Source organism: Paracidovorax oryzae ATCC 19882 (genome assembly GCF_000687165.1).
Lineage (GTDB): Bacteria > Pseudomonadota > Gammaproteobacteria > Burkholderiales > Burkholderiaceae_C > Paracidovorax > Paracidovorax oryzae.
Genome location: NZ_JMKU01000019.1, coordinates 64,850 through 88,139, shown reverse-complemented (window position 1 = coordinate 88,139; position 23,290 = coordinate 64,850). Strand labels below are relative to the sequence as shown.

The following is a 23,290-nucleotide window of genomic DNA, read 5'->3' as shown; positions in this document are numbered from 1 at the left end:
GCATGCTGGCGCGCCGCGTTTTTTGCGGCTTCCCTCTCGCCCCATGACTTCTCCTGCACGCGTGTTTCCGGCCTCCCGGCGTTTTCTTCGATGGAGCGGCCCGGCCTGCCTGCTGGGCGCTGCAGGTGTGCTGGCCGGCGTGGGGGTGTGGATGGGGGGCGCCGCCGCATCGGGCGTGGCGCCGGGGGCGGCAAGGCCTGCGGCGTCGGCCGGTGCCGCGCCGCCCGATGCGAACCGGATGCAGATGGCGGCGCAGCCGGACTTCGCTCGCATGCAGGCCGTGGGGCAGGCCATGTTCTTCGACAAGGGGCTGTCGGCGTCGGGCCGGGTGTCCTGCGCGAGCTGCCATGATCCGGCGCATGCCTTCGGGCCGCCCAATGGCCTCGCGGTGCAGCCCGGCGGCGCCGACGGCGCGGTCCTGGGCGTGCGGGCGGCGCCGTCCCTGCGCTACCAGCAGAACGTGCCGCCTTTCACCATGCACCGTTTCGACGACGATTTCGACGAAAGCGTGGACCAGGGCGCGTCGGGCGGCCACACCTGGGACGGCCGCGCGAGCACGCTGCACGAGCAGGCGGCCATCCCGCTGCTGGCGCCCCACGAGATGGCCAATGCCGGCGCCGCGGCGGTGGTGGCGCGGCTGCGGCGGGCACCCTATGCGGCGCAGTTCCGGGAGACCTTCGGTGCCGACGCGCTGGACGACGATGTCCGGGGCTTCCAGTGGGCCACGCTGGCGCTGGAGATGTTCCAGCAGGATCCTGCCCGCTTCTACCCTTACAGCAGCCGGTACGACGACTACCTGCGCGGCAAGGCGGCGCTGTCGGCGCGCGAGATGCGCGGGCTCGCGCTGTTCAACGACGTGAAGAAGGGCAACTGCGCGTCCTGCCACCTGAGCGAGGTCAGTCCCAACAACGGGGCATTCCCCGCCTTCTCGGATTTCGGGCACATCGCGATCGGCGTGCCGCGCAACCGCACGCTGCCGGCCAACCGGGACCCGTCATTCCATGACCTGGGCACCTGCGCGGCCTTGCCGGCCAGGACGGACTCGAAGGAGCGCGCGGCGCTCTGCGGCGCGTTCCGCACGCCGAGCCTGCGCAACGTGGCGGTGCGGCAGGCCTTCTTCCACAACGGGGTCGTCCACAGCCTGGAAGAGGCGGTGCGCTTCTACGCCACGCGCGACACCGACCCGCAGCGCTGGTATCCCTATCCGGCACGCGCGCGGGGCGCGCATCCGCGCTACGACGACCTGCCCGCCGAATATGCCGGCAACGTCAACCGGGAAGCGCCGTTCGACCGCGGGCCCGGCGAGGCGCCCCGGCTGACCGAGGCCGAGATCGGGGACGTGGTGGCGTTCCTGCGCACGCTGACCGACCAGGATGCGGTGCCGGCCATGGAGGCGGTGGCACGGGGCGGACGCCGTTCCGCCGTGGCCCGGGTGGGGGGGCGGGGCGCCGCGGCAGCGCACTGAACCGGACCGCGGCCCTGCGCCACCGTCCCGCAGCCCCTCAGCTCCATAGCCCGCAGCGGCCCGCCCGGCGAGGGCGGCGCCCGCGGGTCAGTCCTTGGGCCGGAAGCCGATGACCAGCGAGGAGGGCACGCGGCCGTCCACGTCGCGCGGCAGGGTGTCGGTCTTCTCGAGCGCGCGCACCACGGCGTCGTCCCAGGACTTGTTGCCGCTGGACTTGGTGACGCGGATGCCCACGATGGTGCCATCGGGCGAGGCCCGCACTTCCACCTCGGTGCGCAGGTTGTCGGAGATGGCGTCCGGATAGACGATGTTCGGGCGCACCTTGGCCGCGACCTTGCCGCCATAGCTGCCCGACGGGCCGGAACTGCGCTGGGCATTTCCGGTGGCGGTCTCGCCGCCGGTGGCTCCTGCCAGGCCCTGCATGCGCCGGATGTTGTCCTGGCGAATCGCTTCCAGGCGCTTGGCGTCCGCGGCGTCGGCCTTGCGCTTCTCCTCGGCCTTGCGCTTGTCTTCCGCCTGTTTCTTCTGCAGCTGCTCCTGCCGTTCCTTCTCGGCCTGCTGCTTTTCCAGCTTCTCCTGCTGCTCGCGGCGATCCTTCTCGCGCTGTTCTTTCTCGCGCTGTTGCTGCTGGTCCTTCTCGCGCTGCGCCTTTTCCTTCTGCTGGCGCTCCTTCTTTTCCTGCTCGGCCTGCTCCTTGCGCTCGCGTTCGCGCCGGTCCTGTTCGGCCTGCAGCTGGCGTTCCTTCTTTTCCTGCTCGAGGCGCTTCTTCTCGCGCTCGATGGCGATGTCGGCATCGCGCGGATCGGGCGCGGCCTTCGGCGGCGGTGGAGGTGGCGGGGCCGGCGCGGGCGGTGGCGGGGCAGGGGGCGTGGGCTGCTGCACCGGCTGGGGCGGTGGTGGCGGGGCGACCGCGGCCGGTGCGGCCTGCTGTGGCAGGGCGGACCAGATCTCGGCCTCGATGGCGGGTTGGTCGGCGCTGGTCTTCCAGTTCACGCCCCAGGTCAGGGCGCCGATGAGCGCGGCATGGACCAGGACGGCGAGCGCGATGGCGCGCAGGCGTCCCGGCGGACGCGTGGGGGCGAACTGGTCTCGGTCGTTGTGGGCGTGCATCGCGTTCGGGAACGGCTCCGGGGATCGGCGGCGGGAGAGGTGCCGGGCGTCAGCCGCCCGACTTGACGGTGAGGCCCACGCGCTGCACGCCCGCGCGCTGCAGCGCGTCCATGGCCTTGACCACGGAGTCGTAGGTCACGTTGCGGTCGGCGGTGACCAGCACGGGCGTGCCTTCTTCCTGCGTGGCCTGCCAGGCCCTGGCGGCGGCACCGAGTTCCTTGAGCGTCACGGGGCGCTCGAGGTCGCCCGTCTTGAGCTGCAGGCTGCCGTCCTTCTGGACGATGACCTGGCCGAAGGCCTTGGGCGCCTTGGCGCCCTTGCCGACGGTGGGCACGTCGATCCGGCTGGGGGTGAGCATGGGCGCGGTCACCATGAAGATGATGAGCAGCACCAGCATCACGTCGATGAAGGGGACCATGTTGATCTCGTTCATCGAGCGGCGGCGGCTGCCGCCGCGCGAGGCCATGGTGGGCATGGGAGGCTCCTTCGCGTGCGTGGCGGGTCAGTGGCCCGAGGCGGAGGCCGGGGCCGCGCCCAGGTTGCGCTGCAGGATGTTCGAGAATTCCTCGATGAAGGTTTCCTGGTGGATGGCCACGCGGTCGATGTCGCGCGCGAAGCGGTTGTAGGCCACCACGGCGGGAATGGCGGCGAACAGGCCGATGGCCGTGGCCACCAGGGCCTCGGCGATGCCGGGTGCCACCGTGGCGAGGGTGACCTGCTCCATGCCCGCGAAGCCGGTGAAGGCGTGCATGATGCCCCACACGGTGCCGAACAGGCCGACGTAGGGGCTCACCGAGGCGACCGAGCCGAGGAAGGACAGGCTCGACTCCACCACGTCCATTTCGCGCTGGAAGCTCGCGCGCATGGCGCGGCGCGCGCCGTCGAGCAGGGTGCCGGGGTCGGTGATGCGGCGCTCGCGCAGCTTGTGGAATTCACGCATGCCGCTGGCGAAGATCCGCTCCATGGGGCCGGCGTTCTTGGCATTCTGCGCGGCGCTGGCGTAGAGGTCGTTCAGGCTGGTGCCCGACCAGAACTCGCGCTCGAACTCGTCGTTGAGCGACCGGACGCGCTTGAGCGCGAACAGCTTGCGGAAGATGGCGGCCCAGCTGGCGATGGACACGCCGATCAGCAGCGCCATGACGAGTTGCACCACCCAGCTGGCATTGAGCACCAGGTGCAGGATGGACATGTCTTGCGAATTCATGATGGTGAGAGTTGTTCCAGAAGGTGGCCGGGAATCCGGGCGGGGCGCAGCGTCGCGGCGTCGACCCACCCGATGCGAACGGTGCCCTCGCACAGGGGCGAAGGCTCCGATTCTGTCATGTGCTCCGATTTCAGGAGCGCTCGCTGGCGTATTGTCAGGGATGCCCTTCCACTTTCCTCGAGCGCGGCCGTAACAATCAGTTCATCGTCCAGCCGGGCGGGGCGCAAATAGCGCACGCGCGCGTCGGTTACGACAAACATGCCTCCCGCGAGTTCCCGCAGCCGCTGCTGCTCCACGCCCAGCGAGCGCAGCCATTCGGTGCGGGCGCGCTCGAAGAAGCGCAGGTAGTTGGCGTAGAAGACGATGCCGCCGGCATCCGTGTCTTCCCAGTAGATGCGCACGGGCCATTCGAAGCTCATGGGGCAGTGCCTCGCGCCGCGCGTCAGGCCAGCAGCCGGGACAGCCGCGCCACGGCTTCCTGCAGCTGCGCCATGGAGTTGGCCGTGGAAAAGCGCACGAAGGTTTCCGGCGCATGGCTGCCGAAGTCGCGCCCCGGCGTGAGGGCCAGGTGGGCGCGGCGCATCACCTCGTGGGCGAAGTCCCAGCTGCCCTCCACGCCCAGGCGCCGGGCGGCGGCGGTGCAGTCGGCCCAGGCGTAGAAGGCGCCGTCCGGCCGCACGGGCACGGACAGGCCCAGGGATTCGAGCGCGGGAATGAAGTAGTCGCGGCGGGCCTTGAACTCGGCCCGGCGGCGCTCGTACTCGGCGATGCTGTCCGGCTCGAAGCAGGCCAGCGCGGCATGCTGCGCCACGGTGCTCGGGCAGATGAAGAGGTTCTGCGCCAGCCGCTCCACGACCGGGACCATGGCCTCGGGCACGACCATCCAGCCCAGGCGCCAGCCCGTCATGTTGAAGTACTTGCTGAAGCTGTTGATGCTGACGATGTCCTCGCCGATCGCGAGTGCGGTGTGCCCGAAGGCCTCCTCGTAGGAGAGGCCGAGGTAGATCTCGTCGATGAGGGTGAAGCCGTCGCGCGCCTGCACGGCGGCGTGGATGCGGCGCAGTTCATCGGGCGCGATCGAGGTGCCCGTGGGGTTGGAGGGCGAGGCCAGCAGCACGCCGCGCGTCTTCGGGCCCCAGTGCGCGGCGACCTTGTCGGCGCTGAGCTGGAAGCGCTCCGCGGCGGTGGAGGGCACGAGCACCGCGCGGCCGTCCGCCGCGCTCACGAAATGGCGGTTGCACGGGTAGCTCGGGTCCGGCATGAGCACCTCGTCGCCCTGCTCGATGAGCGCCAGGCAGGCGAGCTGCAGGGCACCGGAGGCGCCTGCCGTGACCACGATGCGGCGCGCCGGCACCGCCACGCCGAAGCGCTCGGCGTACCAGCCGCTGATGCGTTCGCGCAGCGCGTCCAGGCCGAGGGCGTTGGTGTACTGCGTGGCGCCGCTGCGCAGGGCGCGGTCGGCGGCCTCGCGCACCAGCGGCGGGGCGGTGAAGTCGGGCTCGCCGATGTTCAGGAAGATCATCGGCTCCGGGCCGCCGGCCACCTCGCGGGCCAGGGCCTGCGCGGCCTTGGCGATCTCCATCACGTAAAAGGGTTCGATGCGCTCGGCGCGCCGGGAGAACTTCATGGGAGGGATGTCCGAAGGGGGGCTGGGGCGCCGCGCCGCTCCCGCAGGGAGCCGGGCGGCAGCCGGGGCGGGCGAAAGAGGTGGGCGCGCGGCCCGGGCTCAGTCCGTGTGGTCCGCAGCGGATCCGGGCGTGCGGTCGGCGGCGACCTCGGCCGCCCGCAGCGTGGGCGCGAGGCCGTTGAGCACCCCGTTCACGTACTTGTGGCCGTCGGTGCCGCCGAATTCCTTGGCCAGCTCGACGCATTCGTTGATGACCACGCGCCACGGCACGTCCAGGCAGTGCTGGAACTCGTACACGCCGATCCACATGGTCGCGTGCTCGATGGGGGAGATCTCTTCCAGCGTGCGGTCGAGCTTCGGCGTGATGAGCGCGTCCAGCGCGTCAGCGTTCTCGATGCAGCCGTGCAGCAGGGCGTCGTAGTGCGCCGCATCGGCCTTGTGGAAGCCGGAGAGGTCGCGCGTGAACACGTCGATCGCCGTGGCCTCGTTGCGGCCCACGATGTGCTGGTAGAGGGCCTGCAGCGCGAAGGCGCGCGAGCGGCTGCGGGACGACTTGGACGCGGCCTTGCGCGCACCCGTGGAGGTGGTGCCGGTGCGTGCCTGCCGCGGCGGGCGTTTCGCGCCGCCGGGTGCCGGGGTGGAGGCGGAATCGTCGCTCAAGACAGCTCCTCCAGCAGGTTCGCCATTTCCACGGCCACGCGCGCCGCGTCGCGGCCCTTCTCGGTCTGGCGGGCGACGGCCTGCTCCAGGTTCTCGGTGGTCAGGATGGCGTTGGCGATCGGGGTCTGGGTATCGAGCGACACGCGTGTCACGCCGGCACCGGATTCGTTGGCCACCAGCTCGAAGTGGTAGGTCTCGCCGCGGATGATGCAGCCCAGCGCGATGAGCGCGTCGTATTCGTCCTGCTCGGCCAGGGCCTGCAGCGCCAGGGGCACTTCGAGGGCGCCGGGCACGCGCACGTGGCGGATGTTCTTTTCCTGCACGCCCAGGGCGAGCAGCTCTTCGCGGCACGCGGCCGCCAGGGCCTCGGTGATGCCCTCGTTGAAGCGGGCCTGCACGATGCCGATCTGCAGTTTCCTGCCGTCGAGCCTGTCCGCGGTTCCTTTGTCTGCGCCAAACATAATTTTGCCTATTCCTTGGGGATGTATCCGGTGATCTCGAGGCCGTAGCCGGTCATGCTGGGCAGGCGGCGCTGCTGGCCCATGAGCTGCATGCGCGTGACGCCGCATTCGCGCAGGATCTGCGCGCCCACGCCGTAGGTGCGCAGGTCCATGCGGCCGCGCTCCGGCGCATGCGATGCGCGGGCCGTGCCGTCGAACTGGGCCAGCAGCTGCTCGGCGCTCTCGCCGCAGTTCAGCAGCACGGCGACGCCGCTGCCGTGCTGTGCGATGTGGCGCAGGCTGGCGTCCAGGTCCCAGGAGTGCATGTCGCGGCCGACCTCCAGCGCGTCCAGCACGGACAGGGGCTCGTGCACGCGCACGGGGACGCTGTCGTGCTCGCCCCAGGTGCCGCGCACCAGCGCGATGTGGACGGACTGGCTGGGGCCGTCGCGGAAGGCATGGGCGATGAATTCGCCGGCCGCCGTCTGCAGCGGGCGGGTGCCCACCTTCTGCACCAGCGTTTCGTTGCGGCTGCGGTATTCGATGAGGTCGGCGATGGTGCCGATCTTCAGGCCGTGTTCGGCGGCGAAAAGCTGCAGGTCGGGCAGGCGGGCCATGGTGCCGTCGTCCTTCATGACCTCGCAGATCACGGCGGACGGGCTGCAGCCGGCCATGGCGGCCAGGTCGCAGCCGGCCTCGGTGTGGCCGGCGCGCATGAGCACGCCGCCATCGACCGCCTGCAGCGGGAAGATGTGGCCGGGCTGCACCAGGTCGGAGGCCTTGGCATCCCGTGCCACGGCGGCCTGCACGGTGCGGGCGCGGTCGGCGGCGGAGATGCCGGTGGTCACGCCCTCGGCGGCCTCGATGGAGGCCGTGAAGGCCGTGCCCATCTTGGTGCCGTTGCGCGCCACCATGGGCGGCAGGCGCAGCAGCTCGCAGCGCTCGCGGGTGAGGGTGAGGCAGATGAGGCCGCGGCCGAAACGCGCCATGAAGTTGATCGCTTCGGGGGTGACGTGGTCGGCTGCCAGGACCAGGTCGCCTTCGTTCTCGCGGTCTTCCTCGTCCACGAGGATGACGATGCGCCCGGCGCGCATCTCCGCCACGATGTCTTCGACGGGCGAGATGGACGCGGGGGGGAGGGGGGTGTTCATGGGGGCGGGCTTTCGGTGGTCCGCGGCGGCCGGACCGCGCCGCCGGGAAAGGGGAGATTTTAGTGCAGGCGGCCTGCCCCCGCGGCGGAGTCCCGGCGCGCGCGTTCCGGGCCTGCCAGCGCGCCCTGGCACAGCACGGCCGCCAGCAGCGCCAGGCAGGCGAGCTTGGCGGCGCAGAAGACGGCGGCGGCAGTGCCCCATGGCGCCCCGGCCACGTGCAGCAGCGTGTAGTTCTCCGCCAGGTCCGTGGCCGCCAGGAGGCCCATGAACCAGTGGGCGTGGCGCGGCAGCCATGCGAGCCGGCGCCCGCGCGGCACCGCGCGCGCCACGAGGCGGCGCAGGGCCCAGGCCATCGGGTAGGGCAGCCACAGGGTGTAGGCGAGCACGAAGGCGCAGTCCCAGGCCAGCGTCTCGCGCAGGGCGGCGGGGCTGCATGGCGCGCCCGCGGCCGCCTGCCAGGCCGCCGCGAGCTGGGTCAGTGAGGGCAGAGCGCGCATCCAGCCCGGGGCGCCGTCCAGCACGCAGGCGCCGCGTCCGGCCTGGGTGGTGGCCGCGAGCAGCAGCGCGACCACCACCGGAAGCACCCATCCCAGGGTGCGCCAGGGCTGGGTGCGCGGGATGTGTTCCGCGGGCACCGCGGCCGCGATGGGCAGGGCGCTGGCGTCGATGGTGTCGTCGGGTTCGCGTTCGCGCGCGTCCAGCCCGGCCCAGGCCCAGTACGGGCAGTCGTAGGCCTGGTCGTGCATGGGCGTGTGCGGGTCGCCGGGCTGCAGCTGGCTGCGGTCCAGCCGCAGCCCCTGCGCGAAGGCCTCCTCGGCCATCCAGCGCAGGGTGGTGCGCGACAGGCCGTCCCGGGCATAGGAGCCGCCCACGTCGCTGTGCACGCCGCGGAACCAGCGCTGCGCGAAGCTGCGGTGCACGCGCTCGCGGTCGGAGAAATACGGATCGTCGTAGCGCCGGGGCGTGTAGGGGATGCGCGACTCGTGCAGGGACATCGCATGCCGGACATGGGCGAAGCGCTTGCAGGCGAGGCCGGCCGAGTTGGTGATCTTCAACCCGCCCAGCAGGCCGATGCCGATGGATTCGACGGTGTCCCAGACGCCCACGAAATGCACCAGGGGCAGGCGGCCCAGGGAAAAGTTCTCGACCACGTCGCGCGCGAAGTCCTCGCGATCGCGCGAGCCCGAGGGGTTGCGGCGCAGCGGCGGCGCGAAATAGGTGCGCACCAGGCTTTCCAGCAGCGGCAGGCCTTCGGGGTGGACGAGCCCGTACATGTTGACCATGCCGGCCACGGCGCGCGCGGTGAACGCTCCCCGCGAGAAGCCCAGCAGGTAGATGCGGTCCCCCGGCCGGTAGTTGCGGGCGAGGAATTCGTAGGCGCCCGCGATGTTGTGGAAAACACCGCTGCCGAGCGCCAGGCCCGAGAGCCGGTCGCCGGCCTGCCGCAGCCGGGCGGCGACGTTGGCCGGCGGGAACAGGTTGGCGGTGCCGACGCCCGGGTCGTAGTACACGAGCTGTTCGGGGCCGCCGTCCGGCGCTGCGGGGCCCTTGTCCAGCATGCGCAGCAGCTTCACGACGTTGGTGTCCTGCTCGTTGCCCAGGATGTTGCCCGTGCCGTCGAAGAGCAGCACGAGGTTGCGCCCGGGCGCGGCGGCCCAGCGGGCATCGGCCTCGGCGCATTCGCGCAGGATGTCGGCGCGCGTGGGCGCGCCAGCGCCGCGGGCGCCTGGCCGGCGCGCCGCCTCGGTGGTGTCGTTCATGGTCCTCTCTCCCTCTTTTATCCCCGCAGGGTGGGACCATTCTGGCGAAGGTGGGCACCGCCCCGCAAGGGGGGCAGGGCCGCGTGTCAGCCGGTGGGCAGGCTCAGACCGCGGAGGTCTCGAGGTGCACGTCGCTGGTGGGATAGGCCACGCAGGGCAGGATGCAGCCCTCGGCCTTTTCCTCGCGCGAGAGGCCCGGCCACTCGATGGCGTAGCGCACGGTGCCCTCGGAGAGCATGCCGATGCAGGTGCGGCAGGTACCGTTGCGGCAGGAGCTCGGCCAGTCGATGCCGCCCTGTTCCATGGATTGCAGCAGGGTCTGCTCGGGCCAGGCATCGCATTGCGTGCCGTCGGTGCCGACGCGGGCGATGAAGAACGGTGGCGTGGGGGCGGGAGACGTCATGGGAGGAACCGCCGGATGGGCGGTGCAGGGTGGAATCGGCGACGGATCGCGGCGCCATGGATGTGTGCAGCGAGGGTTTCCCACTGCACAATTTTTGGGCAATGGGAATGAATGCCTTATGGATCAACCACTTGCAAACGCCATACAGCGCTGCTCCCGTGTTATCCACATTGTTGTCCCATGCGGTGCGGGATAACCGGGTGCCGGCCGGAGCTGCATTGCACAAAATTTGGGCAGCGAGTGGGTTTTCCAGGAAAATCAATCACTTGCGACGGCCGTACAGCGCCGTTCCCGGGTTATCCACATGATTGTCCAGTGCGGGCAGGGATAACCGCGGAACGTTCAGGCCTCGACCTTCACGCCCTTCCAGAACGCGAAGCGGCCGCGGATCTGCTCGGCCTCGGGGTGCGGGTCGGGGTAGGTCCAGGCGGCATCCGGATTCAGTTCGCCGTTCACCAGCAGCGAACGGTAGGCGGCCTGGCCTTTCCAGGGGCAGGTCGTGCGGTGGTTGCTGAAGGTGAAGTACTCTGCCTTGAGCGCGCTTTCGGGGAAGTAATGGTTGCCCTCGACGAGGACCGTGTCGTCGCTTTCGGCGACGACCACGCCGTTCCAGGTGGCTTTCATGGGGTATGGATCTCGGTGGAAGTGGGTGGCGCTCCACCATACCCGAGTTCGTGCGCCGCCGGGGCGCCCGGAGCCCTTCTCAGAGCGACCCGGGGACGGTATCTGCCGGCCCGCGGACGGGAAGCTCGATGCGGAAGACGGCACCGCCTTCCACGTTGCGTGCGTGGATGCGGCCGTCCAGCGCTTCGACGATCTTGCGGCAGATGGCCAGGCCCAGGCCCGTGCCGCCGGAGCGGTTGCGCGTGCGGCTCGACTGGGCGAAGGCGTCGAAGATGCGGTCCAGCTCGGTGGGCGGTATGCCGGGGCCCTGGTCCTGCACTTCGATGCAGATGGTGTCGGTGTCGCCGGCATCCATGCCGGCGCGCAGCTGGATGCAGGAGCCGTCCGGAGAGAACTTGATGGCGTTGGCCAGCACGTTGCGCACGACCTGCTGGAAACGCCGCGGATCCGCCCGGGCCACCAGGGGATGCAGCGGGAGGTCGATGCGCAGGTCCTGCCCGCGCGACGCGACCAGGGGGCCCAGTTCGCGCGCCACCGTGCGGATGTGGCCGCGCAGGTCGGTGCGTTCCAGGTGGATGGTGCCGATGTCGCTCTCGATCTTGGCCACGTCGAGCAGGTCGTTCACCAGCGCCAGCATGCGCTGGCCGGCGGCGAGGATGTCGGTGAACATCGCGCCCAGGCGCTCGTTCTGGCTGCGCGCCGATCCCAGCTCCGCGAAGCCGATGATGGCCTGCAGCGGCGTGCGCAGCTCGTGGCTCATGTTGGCCACGAACTGGGAGCGCGTGCGCGCCGCCTCCTCGGCGGCGTCGTGCGCCTCGCGGGTGGCGCGCTCGGCCTCGCGGAATTCGCTGATGTCCACCAGGATGCTGAGCACGCCCGTGACGTCGCCGTGGTCCCCGTGCACGGCGGCCTTGAGCACGCGCGTGGCGCGCCGGGCGCCGTCGCCGTAGGGCAGGTCGCGCTCCAGCGTGGTGCCGCCGCCGGCCGAGAGCGCGGCATTGTCCGCTTCCTCGCCCGGGTAAAGGGGGCGGCGTTCCCCCACGATGCGCTCCCGCGTGCAGCCCATCGCCTGCTCCCAGGCGCGGTTCACGAGTACCACGCGGTGGCCCAGGTCGGTCAGCATCATCGGCTGGGGGCTGGTCTCCAGCAGCAGGTTCTGGAAGGCCAGCTGCGCGCGCAGGCGCTGGTCGGCCCGCTCGCGCTCGGTCACGTCCACGGCGCTGCCGGCGAAGGCGAGCACCTGGCCGCCTGCGGCGCGCAGCGGCACCGCGGCCACGTCGAGCACGCGTTCGTCGCCATGGGGCGAGCGCACGCGCAACTGGCGCGTGCGCAGCGCGGCCTGGGAACGGGGGTCCAGCATCGCCGCCACCCGTTCCTGGCCTTCCGGGTCCACCAGGTCCTGCAGCCGGCGACCGATCGCCGAGGCGGGCGGCTCCCCCCAGAGAGCGCTCCAGCGGGCGTTCACATAGGTCAGCACGCCCTTGCTGTCGGTGCGGAAGATCAGCTCCTGCACGCTGCGCAGCAGCAGCGCGAGGTCGCGCTCGCTGCGCGCGATGCGGTCCTGCGCGGCATCCACCGCGGCCCGTGCCGCCTCGCGTGCGCGGAGGCTGCGCCAGGCAATCCAGGTGAGCGCCAGCGCCAGTGCCACCAGTCCCAGTTCCATGGCCAGGAACGGGTAGGATTCGCGCAGCCAGCGCATGAAGGCCTCGTGCTCGGGCTCTTCCACGATGACCACCAGCGGCTTGCTGCGGGACGCGCGGTAGGCCACGATGCGCTCCGGTCCCTGCACGCCCGGGCCCATGTAGCTGCCGTGCTCGCCCAGCGGCAGCAGGCGCGTGAATACCGGCAGCGAGGCGATGTCCCGGGCGCCCGGATCGGGCAGGGGCACCGACGAAGCGAGCAGGTGCCCGTCGTCCGTGGCGATCACCGCGTCGTAGCTGAGCGATTCGAGCGCCAGGTACTGGAAGTTGGAGAGCGCGTCCGGGTTGACCAGCGCCACCAGCATCATCGGCGTCCCCTCGTGGTCGCGGAATCCGTGCAGCAGCGGCACGAAGGCCAGGCCCGGCGGGGCGGGGGGCGGGGACACCCCGCGCTGCAGGCTCTCCAGCCCGCGCCCGGGCAGCCGGGGGCCGATGTACTGGCCGCCCGCTTCCTGCCAGGGCCCCAGGCGCTTGCGGTCGATGTCCATGCCGCTGGCGGCGGAGTCGGTGCTCGCCAGCACCCGTCCACGCTCGTCCACCATGGAAACGCTGCGGATGAAGGGCAGGGCGGTGAGCGCCTGCCGCATGGACTCGCCGGCGCCGGCGTAGGCGTGGCGCCCGGCGCCGCCATGGGTTTCGGTGGCCTGCGCATGTGCCAGGGTCGCCAGTACCATCTCGGCCGAATCGAAGGTGCGCGTCGTCTGGTCCTCCAGCACCCGGGCGAGCAGGCGGGCCTGGCCCTCGCTGGTGGTCATCGCGCTGCGCAGGTCGCCGATGCTCACCACGAGCGCGCTGGCCACGGCCCCCACTGCCGCGGCGAGGCCGGCGATGAGCACTGGGGTGCCGGCGGGCCATGGGGACAGGCGCCGCGCGAGCGCACCGAGTGCCCGCGGCAGGAACGGCAGGCGCATCAGGGCACCGCCATCCCGTCCAGGCCATGGCGCCTGGTCGCTTCGCGCAGCCGGCCGTCGCGCTTGATGCGCGTGACGAAGGCATCCACCGTGGACAGCCACTCTGCGTCGCCCGGGCGCACCGCGTAGCCCGCCGGAACGGTGAAGGAGGGGCGCGGCGGGGCGACGATCTGCACCCAGTCTGCCCGCATGGCGAGCTGGCGGGCATAGACGCTGGTGGTCATGAAGGCATCCACCCGGCCCGAGAGCAGCTCGCGCTCGCGGGTGTCGGGCAGCCGCACCGGGACGACGCGTGCATGCTTGAGTTGCTGCTCCGCCTGGAACTGGATGGCGGCTCCGCTCTGCACCGCGACCGCGATGCCCGGGCGGTCGAGGTCGGACCACTGGCGCACCACGGAGCTGCCCTTGGTGGTGACTGCGAGCACGCTGCTTCGCAGGTAGGGCTGGCTGAACTGCAGTTGCTGGAGCCGGGGCAGCAGGATGCCCAGCGCGAACATGGCGATGTCGCAGCGGTCGTCCACCAGGTCGCCCACGATGCTGTCCATGGACGAATCGACGTAATCCACCTGCACGCCCAGTTCCCGAGCGAAGTGCCGCGAGAGGTCGATGTCCATGCCGCTGAGCGCGCGTGTTCTCGGATCGCGGTAGGTCACTCCCTGGTAGCTCGGCCAGATGCAGACCCGTACCGTGCCGCGCGCCTGCACCCTTTCGGCGACCGGGCCGGCGAGCAGGGCCGGGGACGCCGCTGCCAGGGCCACGGCCGGCAGCAGGGCCGCGGCGCGGCGCCGCAGCAGCCGTTCCAGGCCACGCAGGTGGCGCTGCATCAGCCGCCCGCCGGACACGCCCTGGCGGCGTCGACGCGCCGCATCGTATCGACGACGCGCGCAGGGCTGAAAGGCTTGGCGATGAACTCGCTGGCGCCTGCTTCCAGGCCTGCCGCCCGGTCGTGCAGGCCGTCGAGCGCGCTCAGCATGATCACGCGGGTGTGCGAGAGGCCCGGGTCGGCCCGGATGCGCCGGCAGACCTCCATCCCGTCGAACGCGCCGGGCATCATCACGTCCAGCAGGACGAGGTCGGGCCGTTCGGCCCGCGCCACCGCGAGGGCGGCCTCGCCGCTGGCCGCCTCGTGCAGCGCCACGTCCTGGTTCTCCAGCGTCATGCGCAGGAGGCGGCGGATTTCCGCATGGTCGTCGACGATGAGTACGGTCTTCATGGGGGCGCGCAGTCCCGTTGCAAAGGGTGAATCATATTTATTAGATTTTCCCTTTGCAAGTCCAGTGCCTTGCACGCGACACATACTGGATACATCCTGGGTCCCGCATAAAGGCACAATGCCGCCTATGCCGAATTCCGACGACGCTCAGAACGACCACTACACCACCCTCGAAACCGCCAAATTGCTAGGCATGGCCGTGCGTTCCATCCAGCTCATGGTGGACAGGGGCGAACTGGAAGCCTGGAAGACGCCCGGGGGCCACCGCCGCATTTCGCGCGACTCGGTGGAACGCTGGCTGCGTTCCCGGGAAGTGGGCCGAGGCAGCACCCCGGGCGGCACGGCCACGGTGCGCAGCACTTCCGCGGGCCGCCCCAAGGTGCTGCTGATCGAGGATTCCGTGCATTACCAGAACCTGATCCGGCTGCTGCTGGACCAGCAGTTCCCGGAGGTGTCCCTGCACATTGCCAGCGACGGCATCGCCGGCCTGGCCATGTGCGGCAAGCTGGAGCCGGACGTGCTGATCGTGGACATCCTGCTGCCGGGCCTGGACGGCGCGGCGCTCATCACCAGCCTGCGGTCGCATGTGCAGTTCGCCCGCGTGCAGCTCATCGTGGTGACCTCGCTCTCCGAGGCGGAGCGCGAGCCCTATGCCTTCGCCCTGCAGGGCCTGCCGGTGATCCACAAGCCCGCCATGGTGGCGCAGCTGCCGGACGCGCTGCGCACCAGCCTCGCAGCCCGGGGCTGAAGGCGGGAAGAAAGGCAGCCCGGCCATGGACCAACCTGTCGTGCTGCTGGTGGAGGACGATCCCTCCGTCGCGCGTTTCGTGTCGATGGCGCTGGAGATCCTGCCGGTGGCGGTGGAGGTGTGCCCCTGCGTCGAATCCGCGCTGGCATGGCTGCAGGGCCACCGTGCCGCGCTGATCATCACCGACCTGATGCTGCCCGGGGAATCCGGCATGGGCCTGTTGCGCCGCCTGCAGGCCGAGCCCGCCCTGGCGGCGGGGGCACGCATCGTGGTGCTCAGCGCGGGCCTGGACCACGCCGTCCGGCAGGAACTGGCAGCGAGCGGCGCATGGCGTGCGCTGGACAAACCCGTGGCGGTGGCGGCGCTCGAACAGTGCGTGCGGGAAGCGCTGGCGGATCCACTGGCACCGCCCGGCCCTGCCGTGCCCACGCCCTCCGCATCGCCGGTACCCGGAGTGCGGGAGAGTGGCACGCCCGATGCGGAGGCCGCGGCCATCCAGGAGTATTTCGGCGGCGACGCCTTCCTGTTCCGCGCGTACCGCGACGCCTGCCTGTCGCAGTTCGGCCGCGATGCCGCCGAAGGCGACCGTGCGCTGCAGTCGTCGGACCTGGCGGCGCTGCGCAGGCTCTGCCACAGCCTGGCGAGCGTGTTGCGCACCCTCGGCCGGACCGATGACGGGGCCCTGGCGCGCGAAGTGGAACTGGCCGCCCGGGACGGCCGTGCGGAAGCTGCGCAGGCCTCCTGGAAAGCCCTGCGCGTCCGCCTGGGCGACTGAAGGGGTGGATCGGGGCGCGGGCCGGCCGCGTGCCACATCACACTAGCCACGGTTCCGTCTTGGGGAATGTGCAGTAATTCCGAGTAGAAGATGTGACGCAGGTCACGGATTGATAAAAACAAATTCCCGAGTTTGCGGGATGTTTGTATCATTTTGTTCATCCTGCGGTCTTGCACTGGCGGGAGGCCACTTCCAAAGGAAACCCAACGATGACTGTCTTTTCCCGTTACGGCATTGCCCGGCAGCTGTATGCCGTGTCGATGCTGCTGATCTGCGCGCTCGCCGCGGCGGCCTGGCTGGCCTGGTCGCAACTGGGCAACGTGGGGCGGCTGGCCGAAGCGACGGGCGAAACGCGCGTTCCGCAGCTCACCCGCATTGCGAGCACGGAGCTGGGCATCACCCAGATTTCGCTGCAGATCCGGCACGCCATGCTGGTGCGCTCGCCGGAGGCCCTGAAGGAAACGCTGGCCGACATCGACACCAAGTACAAGCGCATCGCGGACAACGACGCCGCCTTCCTGGCAGAAGTGAAGGACCCGCGGGCGCGCGAGGACTTCACCAATGTCTGGCAGAAGCTGGAGCAGGAGTTCAGGCCGATCGCGGACCGCAATCTCCGCCTGGTGGTGGAAGGCCGCAAGGACGAGGCGTTCGAGGTGCTGGTGGGCGAGACGATTCCCACGCGCAACCGCCTGCTGGCCTGGCTGGCCAAGGAGCGCCAGCGCCAGACGGACCTGCTGCACTCGGAACTGTCGGACATCCAGAAGGAGGCCTTCAAGACACGCAGCCAACTGTCGCTGCTGGTGGTGGCGATCGCCGCGGGCCTGCTGGCGTTTTCCTGGTACATCGCCAACCTGCTGCAGCGCCGCGTGGAGCAGTCGCGCGGGGTGGCCGAGCGGGTGCGCGACGGCGACCTGACGGTGCCGGTGGTGGACACGGCCCGCGACGAGTTCAGCCCGCTGCTGGGCGCCCTGGGCGATATGCAGCAGGCGCTGACACGGGTGGTGTCCACGGTGCGGGAGGGATCCGACAGCGTGGCGACGGCATCTGCCGAAATCGCGCAGGGCAACAACGACTTGTCCGCGCGCACGGAACAGCAGGCCAGTGCGCTGGAGGAAACCGCCGCGTCCATGGACGAGCTCGGCGCCACCGTGCGGCAGAACGCGGACAACGCGCAGCAGGCGAGCCAGTTCGCGCAGGCCGCCTCCGACGTCGCAACCCGGGGCGGCGAGGTGGTGTCGCAGGTGGTGGACACCATGCGCGGCATCGACCGCAGCAGCAGCAAGATCGCAGAGATCATCGGCGTGATCGACGGCATCGCGTTCCAGACCAACATCCTGGCGCTGAACGCGGCGGTGGAGGCGGCGCGTGCGGGTGAGCAGGGCCGCGGCTTCGCGGTGGTCGCGGGCGAGGTGCGCAGCCTCGCGCAGCGCAGCGCCGGCGCCGCCCGGGAGATCAAGGAACTGATCACGGCCAGCGTGGCCCAGGTGCAGAGCGGCACCGCCCTGGTGGATCGGGCGGGAACGACCATGGCCGAAGTGGTGGACTCCATCCGCCGGGTGACGGACGTGGTGTCGGAGATCAGCGTCGCGAGCCGCGAGCAGAGCGCGGGCGTGAGCCAGGTGGGAGAGGCCGTCACCCAGATGGACCAGGCCACGCAGCAGAACGCGGCGCTGGTGGAGCAGAGCGCCGCGGCGGCGAACGCGCTGCGCTCGCAGGCCGAACAACTGGTGGAGGCCGTGGCGGTGTTCCGGGTGGGCGGGCTGGCGGATGGTGCGGCGGCGCGCCTGCAGAGACTGCCGCAGGGAGGCTTCGCCCGGCTGGGCGCCTGAGGCCGGGCGGCCGGCGGGCTACTTCGCCGGGGCCGTGCCCGCGGAGCCCGCGGGGTTCGCGGCCAGGTGGGCCCGCAGGATGCGCCGGATCTCCAGGATGGCGGCGGGCTGCTCCTGCACGCTGTGGCCGGAGGCAATGATGCGCTCGGACACGGCGCCTTCCAGGTGTGCGCTGGCATAGGGCACGACGCCATCGGTCGATGCCGACAGCGGGCCGTCTGCCGACTCCCGGCCCATGATGGAGTGGTAGGGCACGCGCGGCGACACCGGCAGGCGCGCGGCGGCCTGGACGAAGGCATCGGTGTCGCTCAGGTTGTCGATGCTGTTGGGCAGGCGCACCACGCTGCTGCCGCCTTCCGGCGCCTCGGTGCGCGAGAGCCGCCGGGTGACGTCCGCGAACCGCTCCATGGTCGCCAGGGGCAGGGTGACGAGGTTGGAGAGCCAGCGCGTGATCCGGTGCCGCGCCACCGGCGTGCCGCGGTGGGGTGCGGCGATGAAGATGGCCCGGCCGACCTGGGGTAGCGCCTGGAAGCGCAGGAGCGGGTCCAGTTCGGGCTGCAGTGCCTGCCGGTCTTCCAGGGACAGGGGGTGCTCCGCGAGCAGGGTGTCCCACAGGGCGTCGCCGGAGTCCGATACCAGCAGCCGCGCGAGCACGCCGCCCATGCTGTGGCCCACCAGCACCATGCCGCGCGACGCGGGGGCCGTGCCCGCCGGATCGAAATGGGCGAGGGTGCGCTCCAGCGCCTCCTCGATCGCCTGGCGGTTCACCCAGAGCGGCAGGTTGGTGGGGTAGTACACCTGCCACACCTGGTAGTTCTGGCGCAGCGTCTCGTCGCCCAGCACCTCGTTGGCGACGTTGATCCACGCCTCCGGGCTGCTCGCGAGGCCGTGCAGCATGACAATGGTGCGCCGCGAGGGATCGTAGGGCTGCATGAGGTGGATGCGCGGTGCCGACAGGCCGTCTTCCATGCCCAGCAGGCTGCGCATGGCCTGCACCGCGAACCCCGAGCGCGCGAGCCACAGACCGTAGCCCGCCGTGAAATTGCCGGCCAGCGGCACCTGGCGCCCCGCGAGCACGACCTGCGCCGTGTGGTAGGGATCGTAGAGCTCCACCTGCACGTCGTGCGTTTCCAGCACCTCGCCGAGCGTGTTTCCTTCGAAGCGCAGCAAGGCGGTGGCGGCGGGGTAGGGCATCTCGCGGAAGGGCTGCCCCGCTTCCGATGCCACCTGCAGCGCGCTGCGGCGCGGGACGCGGGGCAGGGACGCATCGCCCGCCGGCTGCATGGCCGTGACCAGCTCGGCGCCGAAACCGTCGCGGCGGTAGGTGTTGCGCAGGCCCGAGAACCGCAGCGTGGACGCAGCGATCAGCTCGCTGGGTTCGGGGGCCCCGCTGGGCAGGCGCAGGTCGGAGGTGTCGCTGCGCACGCGCCAGCTGCCCCACTGCAGGCGCCGGCCGGGCGCCAGGTCGCCGCCCTCCGCCGCCACGGTGCGGCGGTAGCGCGAGAACATGCCCGCCAGGGCTTGCTGGGTGGCGAAGTTGTAGTAGTCGCGCACCTGTGTCTGCCGGTCTTCGAAGGCGCGCGCTTCCGGGCCGCGCGGCGTGAAGAACAGGTAGGCCCAGGCGTGGCGGGCGGTTTCCAGCCAGGCGTCCAACTGCTGGTCCTCGTTGGCAGGGGCGGGGGCGCTGGCACCGGGGCCGGCGGCCCTGCGATCGCCGCTGGCCCGCAAGGCGGCGAGCAGCCAGAGCTCCGCCAGGGTGGACAGGCGCTGCTCCTCATCGACACCGGTCGAGGCCGCGAGCATCTGCCGGCAGGCGGGCATGTCCTGGTCGCAGGCATCGCCGTCGGTGCCCAGCACGCGCAGCACCTCCTCGGAGGCCTCGCTCAGCCGCCCGGTGGTGAGCACGTCGCCGCGGCGCTGCGCGAGGTAGTCGCGCGGCGATACGGCCGAGACGGTGACGCCCGCGCATCCTGCCAGCAGCACGGCGAGGCAGAGCAGCGTGGTCCAGAAAGCCAGTCGCCGCACCGCGGGCGAGCCGTCGGCCGGGCCCGCGGCACGGCGGTGAAAGTGGGGGGCATTCTGCAGGCAGGAAGTCACTTGCGGGACACGGGCGGAGCTGAGGGGAGGGGCTTTGCAGCCCGGCCGTGCGCATGCTACACGCGGCGCAAGCCCCCGGGACGGCTGGGGGCGCACCGCTGCAGTAACCTCGGCGGGATATGAGGCTTTATCCGAGTCACCGCCTGCGGGCGGCCGTGCGCGTGGCGCTGAGCCACTATGTGGCCAACGGGGTTTCCGTGGCGCTGGGCCTGCTGCTCATCTCCGCGGCCGTGCATCTCTGGCTGGGGGCCGCGGCGGCGGCGGCCGCGTCGGTGGGCGTGATCGTCTGCTCGCCGCCGGACCTGCCCGGGCCGCGCCGCGGCAAGCTCTGGCAGATGCTGCCCGCGCCGCTGCTGGGCATTCCTCTGTTCTTCGCGGTGCAGTGGCTGCACCGCGATCCGCTGCACCTGGGCCTGCTGCTGGTGCCCGGCACCTTCCTGGCCTTCCTCGCCATGGCCTGGGGCCGGCGCGGCATCCCGATCGCCGTGGCGGTGATGTTCTCCATGATCTTTTCGATGGCCGCTGCCCCGCGCGTGCCGCCGGGCGGAGACCCGCTGCCCGCCGCGCTGGCGATCACCGCCCATTTCGCCCTGGGCGCGGGGCTGTACGTGCTTTACGCGGTGGTGGCGAACCGGCTGCTCAACGCGCGCTACCGGGTGCAGCTCGTGGCCGACACGCTGTATTCGCTGGCGGCGCTCATGCGCGTGCAGGCGCGGCTGTTCGACAGCGCGCCGGCCGGCACCACCACGTCCGCGCAGGGCGCGGAGGACGAGGCCGCGGCGCATGGCGGCGCGGCGGAGGCGCCCCATGCCCTGACCCGCCTGCTGCTGCGCCGGCAGGCAGCCCTGGCGGAGCAACTGCAGGGCGCGCGCAACATCGTGCTGGAGTCGCCCTCCACGCCGTCCCGCCAGCGGCTGGCCGCCATGCTGGTGCAGGTGCTGGAGACGCGGGACCACCTGCTGGCTTGCGAGCTGGACGTGGAGGCCCTCAAGGCGCACCCGGGCCATGTGCCGGTGCTGCATGCGCTGCGCGGCGTGCTGCTCGATGCGGCAGCGGAATTCGCCCGGCTCGCGGACGCCCTGCTGCGCGGCAGCCGGCCCGCGCCCTTCGCCGATGCCCGGCCCGCGCTGGCGGAACTGCGCTGGAGCGATCCGCTGCCGCCCGCCGCGGTATCGGGCCCGTCGCCGTACGCGTTGGCCCGCGGGCTGGCGGACCGGGTGGGGCACATCAACGACGAGGCGCTGCGGATGAATGCGCTCGCGCGCGGCGAGGCCCCGCCGGACCTGGCGGTGGTCCGCGCCAGCTGGCAGATGTTCGTCAGCCCCACGGCCTGGTCGTGGGCGCCGCTGGCCACGCTCTGGCGCTGGGACGCGCCGCCGCTGCGCCATGCGGTGCGTGCCGCGCTGGCCATCGCCGCGGGCTTCCTGGTGGCGCAGGCGCTGCCCTGGGGCACGCATGCGTACTGGATCCTGCTCACCATCGTGGTCGTGCTGCGCGGCAGCCTCGCGCAGACGCTGGAGCGCCGAAACAGCCGCGTGGCGGGCACGCTGCTGGGCTGCGTGCTGGCGGCGGCCCTGCTGGCGGCGCACCTGTCGTCGTGGCAGCTGGTGCTGTGCCTGACGGTGGCGCAGGCCGTGGCCCATGCCTTCGCGGTGCGGCGCTACCTGGTCACCGCGGTGGCGGCCACGGTGCTGGGCCTGGTGCAGTCGCACATGCTGCACGGCGGGGCCGTGAGCCCGGCCTTCGACCTGCTGGAGCGCCTGGCCGACACGCTGATCGGCACCGGCATCGCCTGGGCGTTCTCCTATGTGCTGCCCTCGTGGGAGCGCTCGCAGATTCCCGCGCTGGTGCAGCGCACGCTGGTGGCACAGGCGCGGCACGCGCGCGAGGCGCTGGCGCTGGGCCAGCTGCACGCGGTGGACAATGCGCCGGAGCTGGCCTGGCGGCTGGCGCGGCGCGAGGCCTACGACAGCCTGTCTGCCCTCGTGCAGGCCACCGAGCGGGCCATGGCCGAGCCCCGGGCCGTGCAGCCGCCCGTGGTGGCGCTGGAGCACCTGCAGGCGCGCTGCTACCAGTTGCTGGCACAGCTCACCGCGATCAAGACCATGCTGCTGCTGCGGCGCGGGCGCCTGGATGCCGGGGCGCTGCAGGTCTCGCTCGCGCAGACGGCCGAGGCGATCTCCCGCCGGCTGGAAGGGCGGGAGGACGCCGCTGCCACCGCGGCGGATGCCCCGTGGCCGCCACTGCCCGGCGACGCGCAGGCCTGGCCCGATCCGCACGATGGCGACCTCGGCCCCTGGCTGGTGCGCCGCCTGGCGCTGGCCACCGAACGGGCCGGGCAGGTGCGCGCCGCGGCGCGCGAGGCCGGGACGGCCGGCTGAGCCTGGCGGCGGACGGCGAGCGGTCCGCCCGCAGCGGACATCACCATTCCGCGAGGCTGCCGTCCCGGTGGCGCCATACGGGGTTGCGCCAGCGGTGGCCCTGACGGGCGCGCTCGCGCACGTAGTCTTCGTTGACCTCGATGCCCAGGCCCGGACCGCCCGGGATGGCGACCATGCCGTCCTGGTAGGCGAAGACCTGCGGGTTGGACACGTAGTCCATCAGGTCGTTGTCCTGGTTGTAGTGGATGCCCAGGCTCTGCTCCTGGATGAAGGCGTTGTAGCAGACCGCATCGAGCTGCAGGTTGGCCGCCAGCGCGATCGGGCCCAGCGGGCAGTGCAGGGCCAGGGCCACGTCGTAGGCCTCGGCCATCGAGGCGATCTTGCGCGTCTCGGTGATGCCGCCGGCATGGGACGGGTCGGGCTGGACGATGTCCGCGTAGCCCTCCTGCAGCACGCGCTTGAAGTCCCAGCGCGAGTACAGCCGCTCGCCGAGGGCGATGGGCGTGGACGAGATGCGCGCGATCTCTTTCAGCGCCTCGTCGTGCTCGCTGAGCACGGGCTCCTCGATGAACATCAGCCGGTAGGGCTCCAGTTCCTTGACGAGGATCTTGGCCATGGGCCGGTGGACGCGGCCGTGGAAATCCACGCCGATGCCCACGTGCGGGCCCACGGCCTCGCGCACGGCGGCCACGTTCTGCAGGCAGCGCTCCACCTTGTCGAAGGTGTCCACGAACTGCATTTCTTCCGTCCCGTTCATCTTCACCGCGGTGAAGCCACGGCCCACGGCGTCGCGGGCCTGGCGCGCGGTCTCGGCCGGCCGGTCGCCGCCGATCCAGCTGTAGACGCGGATCTTGTCGCGCACGTTGCCGCCCAGCAGCTCGGACACCGGCACGCCCAGGGCCTTGCCCTTGATGTCCCACAGCGCCTGGTCGATGCCGGCCAGCGCGCTCATGTGGATGCCGCCGCCGCGGTAGAAGCCGCCGCGGTAGAGCACCGTCCAGTGGTCCTCGATGTTGCGAGGATCCTTGCCGACGAGGTAGTCGGCGAGTTCCTCCACGGCGGCGGCCACGGTCTGGGCACGGCCTTCGAGGACGGGTTCGCCCCAGCCGTCGATGCCTTCGTCGGTTTCGATCTTCAGGAAGCACCAGCGCGGCGGCACCAGGAACGTGGTCAATCGGGTGATCTTCATGGC

At 71.3% G+C, this 23,290-nt stretch carries 21 protein-coding genes; 5 read left to right on the top strand and 16 right to left on the bottom strand.

The annotated features are described in order from the left end of the window. Window positions 1-43: 43 nt before the first annotated feature. A complete protein-coding gene (locus tag T336_RS0115680) occupies window positions 44-1,465 on the top strand; it encodes a cytochrome-c peroxidase (protein WP_026433267.1) in 1,422 nt (473 codons plus the stop codon). An 87-nt stretch (window positions 1,466-1,552) separates the two neighbouring features. Here the strand turns inward: T336_RS0115680 and tolA are convergent, their stop codons facing one another. The 14 genes from tolA to T336_RS0115610 all read right to left on the bottom strand — a co-directional run bounded on the left by tolA (window position 1,553) and on the right by T336_RS0115610 (window position 14,268). Then, window positions 1,553-2,575, bottom strand: a complete 1,023-nt coding sequence (gene tolA / locus T336_RS0115675; protein WP_026433266.1) for a cell envelope integrity protein TolA — start codon at window positions 2,573-2,575, stop codon at window positions 1,553-1,555. Between the two features lie 49 nt (window positions 2,576-2,624). After that, window positions 2,625-3,050, bottom strand: coding sequence for an ExbD/TolR family protein (locus tag T336_RS0115670; RefSeq protein WP_019701159.1), 426 nt, complete (start codon window positions 3,048-3,050; stop codon window positions 2,625-2,627). A gap of 27 nt (window positions 3,051-3,077) precedes the next feature. Continuing rightward, a complete protein-coding gene (tolQ, locus tag T336_RS0115665) occupies window positions 3,078-3,779 on the bottom strand; it encodes a protein TolQ (protein WP_011795341.1) in 702 nt (233 codons plus the stop codon). Continuing rightward, window positions 3,776-4,198: a tol-pal system-associated acyl-CoA thioesterase gene (ybgC, locus tag T336_RS0115660; protein ID WP_013595309.1), complete on the bottom strand. Its 423-nt coding sequence runs from the start codon at window positions 4,196-4,198 to the stop codon at window positions 3,776-3,778. The genes tolQ and ybgC overlap by 4 nt, the downstream gene beginning before the upstream one ends. 23 nt (window positions 4,199-4,221) lie before the next feature. Further along, window positions 4,222-5,406, bottom strand: coding sequence for a pyridoxal phosphate-dependent aminotransferase (locus T336_RS0115655; RefSeq protein WP_026433265.1), 1,185 nt, complete (start codon window positions 5,404-5,406; stop codon window positions 4,222-4,224). Window positions 5,407-5,505: 99 nt separating this feature from the next. Then, on the bottom strand, window positions 5,506-6,066 hold the full coding sequence (gene nusB / locus T336_RS0115650) for a transcription antitermination factor NusB (RefSeq protein WP_026433264.1): 561 nt from the start codon (window positions 6,064-6,066) through the stop codon (window positions 5,506-5,508). Next, entirely contained in the window at window positions 6,063-6,527 is a 465-nt protein-coding gene (ribH, locus tag T336_RS0115645) for a 6,7-dimethyl-8-ribityllumazine synthase (RefSeq protein ID WP_019701156.1), read from the bottom strand. The genes nusB and ribH overlap by 4 nt, the downstream gene beginning before the upstream one ends. Before the next feature lie 8 nt (window positions 6,528-6,535). Further along, entirely contained in the window at window positions 6,536-7,657 is a 1,122-nt protein-coding gene (gene ribBA, locus T336_RS0115640; RefSeq protein WP_026433263.1) for a bifunctional 3,4-dihydroxy-2-butanone-4-phosphate synthase/GTP cyclohydrolase II, read from the bottom strand. 59 nt (window positions 7,658-7,716) lie between these two features. Next, window positions 7,717-9,417, bottom strand: coding sequence for a T6SS phospholipase effector Tle1-like catalytic domain-containing protein (locus T336_RS0115635; RefSeq protein WP_026433262.1), 1,701 nt, complete (start codon window positions 9,415-9,417; stop codon window positions 7,717-7,719). 103 nt (window positions 9,418-9,520) lie between these two features. Next, window positions 9,521-9,820: a 2Fe-2S iron-sulfur cluster-binding protein gene (locus T336_RS0115630; protein ID WP_026433261.1), complete on the bottom strand. Its 300-nt coding sequence runs from the start codon at window positions 9,818-9,820 to the stop codon at window positions 9,521-9,523. Window positions 9,821-10,162: 342 nt separating this feature from the next. Beyond that, on the bottom strand, window positions 10,163-10,444 hold the full coding sequence (locus tag T336_RS0115625; protein ID WP_013595302.1) for a DUF427 domain-containing protein: 282 nt from the start codon (window positions 10,442-10,444) through the stop codon (window positions 10,163-10,165). 79 nt (window positions 10,445-10,523) lie between these two features. Beyond that, window positions 10,524-13,055: a sensor histidine kinase gene (locus T336_RS0115620; protein WP_026433260.1), complete on the bottom strand. Its 2,532-nt coding sequence runs from the start codon at window positions 13,053-13,055 to the stop codon at window positions 10,524-10,526. Continuing rightward, window positions 13,055-13,879, bottom strand: a complete 825-nt coding sequence (locus T336_RS0115615) for an ABC transporter substrate-binding protein (protein WP_026433259.1) — start codon at window positions 13,877-13,879, stop codon at window positions 13,055-13,057. Before T336_RS0115615 ends, T336_RS0115620 begins: the two co-directional genes overlap by 1 nt. Beyond that, a complete protein-coding gene (locus T336_RS0115610; protein WP_026433258.1) occupies window positions 13,879-14,268 on the bottom strand; it encodes a response regulator in 390 nt (129 codons plus the stop codon). The genes T336_RS0115615 and T336_RS0115610 overlap by 1 nt, the downstream gene beginning before the upstream one ends. A gap of 127 nt (window positions 14,269-14,395) precedes the next feature. Here T336_RS0115610 and T336_RS0115605 point away from each other — a divergent pair, with 127 nt between their 5' ends. The 3 genes from T336_RS0115605 to T336_RS0115595 all read left to right on the top strand — a co-directional run bounded on the left by T336_RS0115605 (window position 14,396) and on the right by T336_RS0115595 (window position 17,620). Next, window positions 14,396-15,016: a response regulator gene (locus tag T336_RS0115605; protein ID WP_026433257.1), complete on the top strand. Its 621-nt coding sequence runs from the start codon at window positions 14,396-14,398 to the stop codon at window positions 15,014-15,016. 25 nt (window positions 15,017-15,041) lie between these two features. Continuing rightward, window positions 15,042-15,791 carry an Hpt domain-containing response regulator gene (locus T336_RS0115600; RefSeq protein ID WP_026433256.1) on the top strand — a complete coding sequence of 250 codons (750 nt, stop codon included), beginning with the start codon at window positions 15,042-15,044 and terminating at the stop codon, window positions 15,789-15,791. A gap of 209 nt (window positions 15,792-16,000) precedes the next feature. Next, complete coding sequence (locus tag T336_RS0115595) at window positions 16,001-17,620, top strand: methyl-accepting chemotaxis protein (RefSeq protein WP_026433255.1); 1,620 nt, start codon at window positions 16,001-16,003, stop codon at window positions 17,618-17,620. An 18-nt stretch (window positions 17,621-17,638) separates the two neighbouring features. On the opposite strand, the gene T336_RS25255 is transcribed toward T336_RS0115595, so the two are convergent. Continuing rightward, a complete protein-coding gene (locus T336_RS25255; RefSeq protein WP_244883968.1) occupies window positions 17,639-19,717 on the bottom strand; it encodes an esterase/lipase family protein in 2,079 nt (692 codons plus the stop codon). 119 nt (window positions 19,718-19,836) lie between these two features. Between T336_RS25255 and T336_RS0115585 the strand changes: the two genes are divergently transcribed. Then, window positions 19,837-22,098, top strand: coding sequence for an FUSC family protein (locus tag T336_RS0115585; protein ID WP_026433254.1), 2,262 nt, complete (start codon window positions 19,837-19,839; stop codon window positions 22,096-22,098). 40 nt (window positions 22,099-22,138) lie between these two features. Here the strand turns inward: T336_RS0115585 and dgoD are convergent, their stop codons facing one another. After that, window positions 22,139-23,287 (bottom strand): galactonate dehydratase, encoded by a 1,149-nt coding sequence (gene dgoD / locus T336_RS0115580; RefSeq protein ID WP_026433253.1) that lies wholly within the window; start codon window positions 23,285-23,287, stop codon window positions 22,139-22,141. Window positions 23,288-23,290 lie beyond the last annotated feature (3 nt).